Annotated in this window: 4 protein-coding genes; all 4 read left to right on the top strand. The window is 34.5% G+C overall.

Annotation, left to right across the window (positions count from 1 at the left end; translation table 11 throughout):
* Positions 1 to 525 precede the first annotated feature (525 nt).
* The 4 genes from HGC4_RS00680 to HGC4_RS00665 all read left to right on the top strand — a co-directional run bounded on the left by HGC4_RS00680 (position 526) and on the right by HGC4_RS00665 (position 7,082).
* Entirely contained in the window at positions 526 to 1,527 is a 1,002-nt protein-coding gene (locus HGC4_RS00680; protein WP_050708193.1) for a malate dehydrogenase, read from the top strand.
* A 293-nt stretch (positions 1,528 to 1,820) separates the two neighbouring features.
* Entirely contained in the window at positions 1,821 to 2,411 is a 591-nt protein-coding gene (locus HGC4_RS00675) for an RNA polymerase sigma-70 factor (protein ID WP_050708192.1), read from the top strand.
* Between the two features lie 53 nt (positions 2,412 to 2,464).
* A complete protein-coding gene (locus tag HGC4_RS00670) occupies positions 2,465 to 3,463 on the top strand; it encodes a FecR family protein (RefSeq protein WP_050708191.1) in 999 nt (332 codons plus the stop codon).
* A 232-nt stretch (positions 3,464 to 3,695) separates the two neighbouring features.
* Positions 3,696 to 7,082, top strand: coding sequence for a TonB-dependent receptor (locus HGC4_RS00665; RefSeq protein ID WP_050708190.1), 3,387 nt, complete (start codon positions 3,696 to 3,698; stop codon positions 7,080 to 7,082).
* Positions 7,083 to 7,086 lie beyond the last annotated feature (4 nt).

Here is a 7,086-nt window from a genome sequence, read left to right as displayed (position 1 = left end):
AATACTATGAAAAACACATACTTTAAACATTTAACTCTAGGAAAAAGTTCTATGAATTATCTCTATATTTCAATAGACGTTTCTGATAACTCAATCCTCAAAGAAAAATCTTTTATATTGGTTTATTTCCTAATACTCTTATTCGGATTTAGAGCACTTATCTTATACGATAAATTCTGCTCTTTATTATCATAACGTATTGTAAAGGAAAAAGTTCTGGCTTGTTCGTTAAAAATATTTAGAGGTTTAATATCGTTTGAATTGATGCTGAAATATGGAATATATAATTGTATTTCTGCACTCCTTTATGTGATTGAGAAATGAGAGTTTTCACTTCTTCGAAACCGGTATTTAAGTATAACCAAAAGTAATGGCGTATAATATTTTTAGAGTATGATTATTTGATAATATTTTATAGCTTTGAAATATAAATGGAGGATGCAGACCTACTTGTTACTTTGGCTAAAGTATTATAACCAAAGATGCTTAGGGTTGCGTAATATGAATTATATAAAAATAAAACTTATGAAAACTCTTACAAACGAAAAGTTGACAATTATTGGAGCTGCAGGTATGATAGGTTCTAATATGGCACAAACCGCCATAATGATGGGACTATCATCCGAAATCTGTCTATATGATCCATATCCAACAGGTCTCGAAGGTGTTGCCGAAGAATTGCTTCAATGTGGTTTCGAAGGTGTAAATCTAACATATACTTCCAATGTGGAAGAGGCATTAACCAATGCTTCCTACATAATATCTTCGGGAGGTGCTGCCCGTAAACAAGGTATGACACGTGAAGATTTATTGAAAGGTAATGCAGAAATTGCGATTGCTTTTGGTAAAGACATCAAAACGTATTGCCCTAATGTAAAGCATGTGGTTGTAATATTTAATCCTGCTGATATTACAGGGTTGCTTACATTATTGTACTCGGGATTGAAACCTAGTCAAGTAAGCACACTTGCTGCATTAGATAGTACCCGATTGAGAAACGAATTGGCTAAACATTTTAAACTTAGTCCTGATAAAATCAAAAATAGTCGTACCTATGGAGGTCATGGAGAAGAAATGGCTGTGTTTGCATCAACCACTACTGTAAATGGCAAACCTTTAAATGATTTGATTGGAAGTTCCGACTTAAGTGCTCAACAATGGGAGGATATAAAACAAAAAGTGATACAAGGTGGAAAACATATTATAGATTTGCGTGGTAGATCGTCATTCCAAAGCCCTGCTTATCTATCAGTCGAAATGATTCGTGCAGCTATGGGGGGCGAACCTTTTAAATGGCCTGCGGGTGTATATGTTTCCAATCAAAAATTCAATCACATAATGATGGCTATGGAAACTACCATCGATACGCATGGAATTTCGTATAAAGAAGTAGAAGGAACTCCTGCTGAATTTGCCGATTTGGACAAGAGCTATAAACATCTTTGTGATTTACGGGACGAATTAATTAATTCAAATGTGATACCTCCGATTAGTCAATGGAAATCTATAAACAGTAATTTACAGTAACCAGAGTTTTCTATCTCAATAATATATAGATAAGTTCTATATATGAATAGAAAAAAGATAGTTGTGAAAATACAGCTATCTTTTTTCATGAAATAAGGTTGATTCTGAATTACTTTAGCTCTTTTTATTATATTAGTTTTATTAAGTATTTTTTAGATTAAAAGGCAGTTTGATTACACTATTAAACAAAAATAAACGATTATCTGAAACAAATTTTCTACTTTAGCACCTTACCTATATGACAAAAAGAGTTTAAGGATTTTTGATACCCTATTTTTAGACAAAATATATTAATGGAAGTCAAGGATACATATAATGCATTATTTGAGGAAATTCGGAATGACAATACTGAGGCATACCGCAATTTGTACAGCCAATTTTATGCACCTTTATGTATGTTTGCCCTACGTTATATTCAGGATTCGAGAGTTGCAGAAGATTGCGTACAGGATGTTTTCTTGAAAATATGGAAAGACCGCCAAAAAATTATAATTTCAACTTCTGTTCGTTCCTATCTGTTGACATCTGTCCGCAATATGTGTCTCAATCTGATTGAGAAACAAAAGCTCGAACTGACTTACGAACAATATATTCTTACCAATTATGATGAATACGAGGCCGAAGATTTATATTCGGTTCAGGAACTTACCCAATTAATAGAAAAAGCAATAAACAAACTTCCTGAGAAATACCAAACAGTGTTTCGAATGAGTCGTTTCGAAAATCTAAAGAATAAAGAGATTGCCGAACAATTAAATGTGTCGGTAAAAACTGTTGAAGCATATATGACTAAGTCGTTGATGATGATTAGTGTAGAACTAGGTAAGTATTATCCTGTATTGTTAATTATTTATTTTCTCGAAAAGATTTCAAATAATCCCTAGGGTATCGCCCCTCTTCTTTGTCTATTATATAGAAAGCCTTTTTTAATGATAGTATGGACAAAGAGAAATTAGAAAACTTAATCAATAAATTTTTCCTCAAACAATTGACGCTTGATGAAAAAGTTGAATTTGAAGATATACTAAAATCTTCGGATGAAGCTCGTAAATTGTTCCGTCAATGGAGTTTTATCCAGCGAGGTGTCGAAACTATTCAATTCAATAAGACTTGTACTCCACCCGAACTAGATATCAACATTAGAGACCAAAAAGAAAAATCAAATCGAGTAAATCTTTGGAAGCAACGTATTATAAATGTAGCGGCAGTTCTTACTATTCCATTATTAATAGGTTTCCTGTATTTGTTTTTAGAGAAAAGTAGTTCTTTAGAGCAAATGTCGCATGATTTGAGCTATACGAATACCAATAGCAAGGCAATTCTTATCACATTGCCCGATAGCTCAAGGGTGTATCTGTATGCAAAATCAACACTCAAATTTCCAAGTGTCTTTACCAAAAACGAGCGTCACGTAAAATTGACGGGTGAGGCTACTTTCGAAGTTGTATCCGATCCTGAAAATCCTTTCTATGTAGAAACCCTAGATGGAGCGAAGGTTAAAGCTTATGGTACAAAGTTTAATGTATATGGATATGAAGATGATGATATTGTACAGGTATATCTTGAAAGAGGAAAAGTAAATTTTAGTTCACCTTACTTAAGTGAAGCTACTGCTATGAGAGCTTCAACTAAACTTGAATTTAATCGTAAAAGTAAAAGTATTCAGGTTTTACCTTCCGATGCATTCGAATATGAAGCGTATGAAAAAGGAATTTTATTATTCAGAAGTACTTCATTAGAACGAATCACTAAAAAGCTATCCAGAGTATATGACGTCGATATAGAAATAAGAGACAATCAATTGCGTCATTATCCTATTACTGGTGTATTCGAAAATAAATCGATTACTCAGATATTGGATGTTCTGCAAATGAGTTCACCCGATTTGAAATGGAAGAAAGAGAAAGAGAAAATAATATTATATAGAAAACCTTAAAGTCAGATGTTTAGCTCGTCTTGTGAGCTCATGTTGTTGATTTTTAGTTAGTTATTTTTGACATTAAAAGAGAATAAACATTAAACAGTGCTTAACAGTAGTGTAACATGAGTTGGTTTTCTTTGACGTGCATAAAATAATATTAAACAAATTATCTAAGTATGTGTACATCAGTTATTAAACCAACAAAAAAACGAACGTTATTTTTTATTGAAATAATTAACCTAGAGCCATGAAAAAGAAAAAAGAATTTTTAGGAAAGAGATATCGATATCTCTTGCTGGCTGGATTGTGTTTGTCATCATTCACAGCCTATGCAAAGCAGAATATTTCAATTTCATTGAATAAGCCTCAAGCAACAGTAAGAGACGTATTGAATGAGATAGAGAAAAAAACTGCTTACAGTTTTGTGTATAATGATCGCCTAGTAGATGCAAATAAAATTGTATCTGTAAAAGCAACCGATAAACCTGTATCGGATATTCTAGACGAAGTATTTGAAAACTCTAATATTTCTTATACAATAGTAGATAATCAGATTGTATTGTCTGCCGGAACGAAAGAAGTTCAACAAGATCAACAAAGAACAGTAAAAGGTACTCTAAAAGATGCTCAAGGTATAGAACTTCCCGGAGTAAGTATAATTGTAAAAGGCAAAAGTACAGGAACAGCATCTGATCTAGATGGAAATTTCAGTATTGAAGTGCCCGAAAATGGAATTCTTGTATTTAGTTATATCGGTTATCTACCACAAGAAGTAAGAGTGGGAAGTAAATCGGATATAAATGTTGTGCTAAGAGAAGACAACAAAGCTTTAGATGAGGTAGTTGTAGTAGGTTATACTACTCAAAAGAAAGCTGACTTGACGGGTGCAGTATCATCTGTAAAAATGTCTAATCTGGCAGATATGGCAAATATGGATATCAACAGTGCCTTACAAGGACGTATGTCGGGTGTGACAGTCTTACAAAGTAGTGGTGCACCGGGCGCAGGTACATCAATTCGTATTCGTGGTATGGGTACTTTTGGAAACAACGATCCATTGTATGTTATCGATGGTATGCCTGCCGATAATATGAATGATGTGAATCCGAATGATATAGAACGCATTGATGTTCTTAAAGATGCTGCTTCGGCTGCTATTTACGGTTCGCGTGCTGCTAATGGAGTAGTTATTATTCAAACTAAAAAAGGTAGTAAATCGGATAGAGTAAATGTAAGTTTCAATACATTCCAAGGATTCTCTAAGCCTCAACGAAAAATCGACTTGTTGAATGCTCAACAAAGAAATATGATTCACCTTGAAGCATACGAAAATGACTTGAATGGAGCTACACCAAGTGCCGAAACTGCTGCTAAAATGGCTTATTATAAGAGTCCTTTTGCACAGGAAACAAGAACAGATTGGCAAGATGAGGTATTCTCTAACTCGGCTTATCAAGGTAATTATGATTTATCGGTTGCCGGAGGTACTGAAAAAGTGAAATATAACATTATGGGTGGTCACTTAACTCAGGATGGTATATTGAGAGGAACTAACTTTAAACGTACAACTTTCCGTGTAAATACTGAGACAGAAATAATCAAGAATCTGAAATTTGGAGAGAATCTGATGATTACTCACTCTAAACAAAAGATTGTTCCAGATATGTCTGCTTCATCAGGTGCTATTATTTCAGCTTTACGTGCAGATCCTTCTGTACCTGTATATGATGAAGATGGTAACCTAAGCGGAAGCGGTAAATTGGGAGCAGATATTCAAAACCCCGTAGGTATAATAAATAGAGCAGACCGTACAAGAACCAGAGATCGTATTTTTGGTAACGTGTATGCATCATACGGTATACTCGAAAATCTTACTCTTAAAACTGATTTTGGATACGATTGGTCTAAATGGCAGGACAAATGGTTCTCGGCGCGTGTACCCGAGGCTGGTCGTGCTTCCAATAATAATGAGTTGACTCAAAGAGATTGGCAAAGTACAAGGTGGATCAATACAACCACATTGAAATATGACAAAGTAATAGATAAACATAAGTTTATGATCTTAGGTGGGTATTCGTATGAAGAATTCGATATGAATTACACCAATGCTCGTGGTACTGATTTTATTTCGGAAGATCCTTCTCAACGTTACTTAAGTGCAGCAACTAATATTGCTTGGATGCAAGGTGGACGCGAACAATGGGCGCTTCAATCGTATTTTGCTCGTTTAGATTATTCTTTTGCTGACAGATATTTACTATCGGTGAATTTCCGTGGTGATGGTTCTTCTAAATTCTCAAAAGCTAATCGTTGGGGTTACTTCCCATCAGTATCGGGAGGATGGCGTATTTCGGAAGAGCAATTCTTCGAACCATTGAGAGCTTCGGCAATTCAAAATCTTAAAGTACGTGCAAGTTGGGGTAAATTAGGTAACCAAAATATATTCAGTAATTATCCAACTAAGGTAATCATCCAAAATACAACAGACGACGATGGTTATAATGTAGTATTTGGTCAAAATGAAACTGCTACAATCGGACGGTATGAAGCTTCTTTGGCAAATCCTAATCTAAAATGGGAGGTTACTACACAAACCAACGTTGGTTTAGATGTAACATTCCTTAAGAATTTCGATTTTACATTCGATTACTATAATAAAAATGCAACTAATGTATTGATTCAAGTACCTGCTCCTTCTCTTGCCGGAATAACACAAGATCCTTGGCAAAATGCAGCAGAGGTTCAGAATACAGGTATTGACATGAATCTTTCATACAATACCAAAATCAACGATTTACAGGTAAATGCATATGGTAACTTTAGTACTGTAAAGAATAAAGTACGTTCACTAGGAACGGGTAGTAGTTCTTTCTTTACAAGTTCATATAGAGGTACTAATATATCTAGAACTGTTGCTGGAGAGCCTATTGCTCACTTCTATGGTTATAAATCGGATGGAATATTCAAGAGTGAAGAAGAAATAAAAAACTATAAGAATAGTGCAGGAGAAATGTATCAACCTAATGCAAAACCGGGTGATATTAAATTCTTGGATGTAACGGGAGATGGTAAGATTGATGGAAGTGACAGAACCAATATTGGTAGCGGATTCCCTAAATTCTCATACGGATTTGGTACTGACTTTAATTACAAAGGATTCGATTTAAGTCTTTTCTTCCAAGGAGTAGCAGGATATAAGATTTTCAATGCGTTGAAATACGAAGGTATGTTTGTTGATCCTAGATACAACCAATATGCTGATATCATGGATCGCTATCATTCAGTTAATAATCCGAACGGAACGTTACCACGTGTAACCATTGAAGATAAGAACTCGAATCAAAGATTCTCAGACTACTATGTAGACAAAGGTGATTATCTGCGCTTGAAAGTGCTTACATTCGGTTATACTTTGAATAAAAATGTATCCAGAAAAATAGGAATGCAAAACGTAAGATTGTACGTTACTATGCAAAATCTGTTCACTATTACAGGTTATAAAGGATATGATCCCGATTTAGGAGAAGCATATGCGGATGATGTGGATGTTAGCGGAGTTTCTGAAGTGGGAGTAGACAGAGGACAATTCCCTCAGCCTAAGACATTCATCATGGGTATTAATATTAACTTCTAACAAA

This window comes from Dysgonomonas sp. HGC4 (assembly GCF_001261715.1).
In the GTDB taxonomy this organism is placed as follows: Bacteria; Bacteroidota; Bacteroidia; order Bacteroidales; family Dysgonomonadaceae; genus Dysgonomonas_A.
This window is presented reverse-complemented; position numbering and strand designations above follow the sequence as displayed.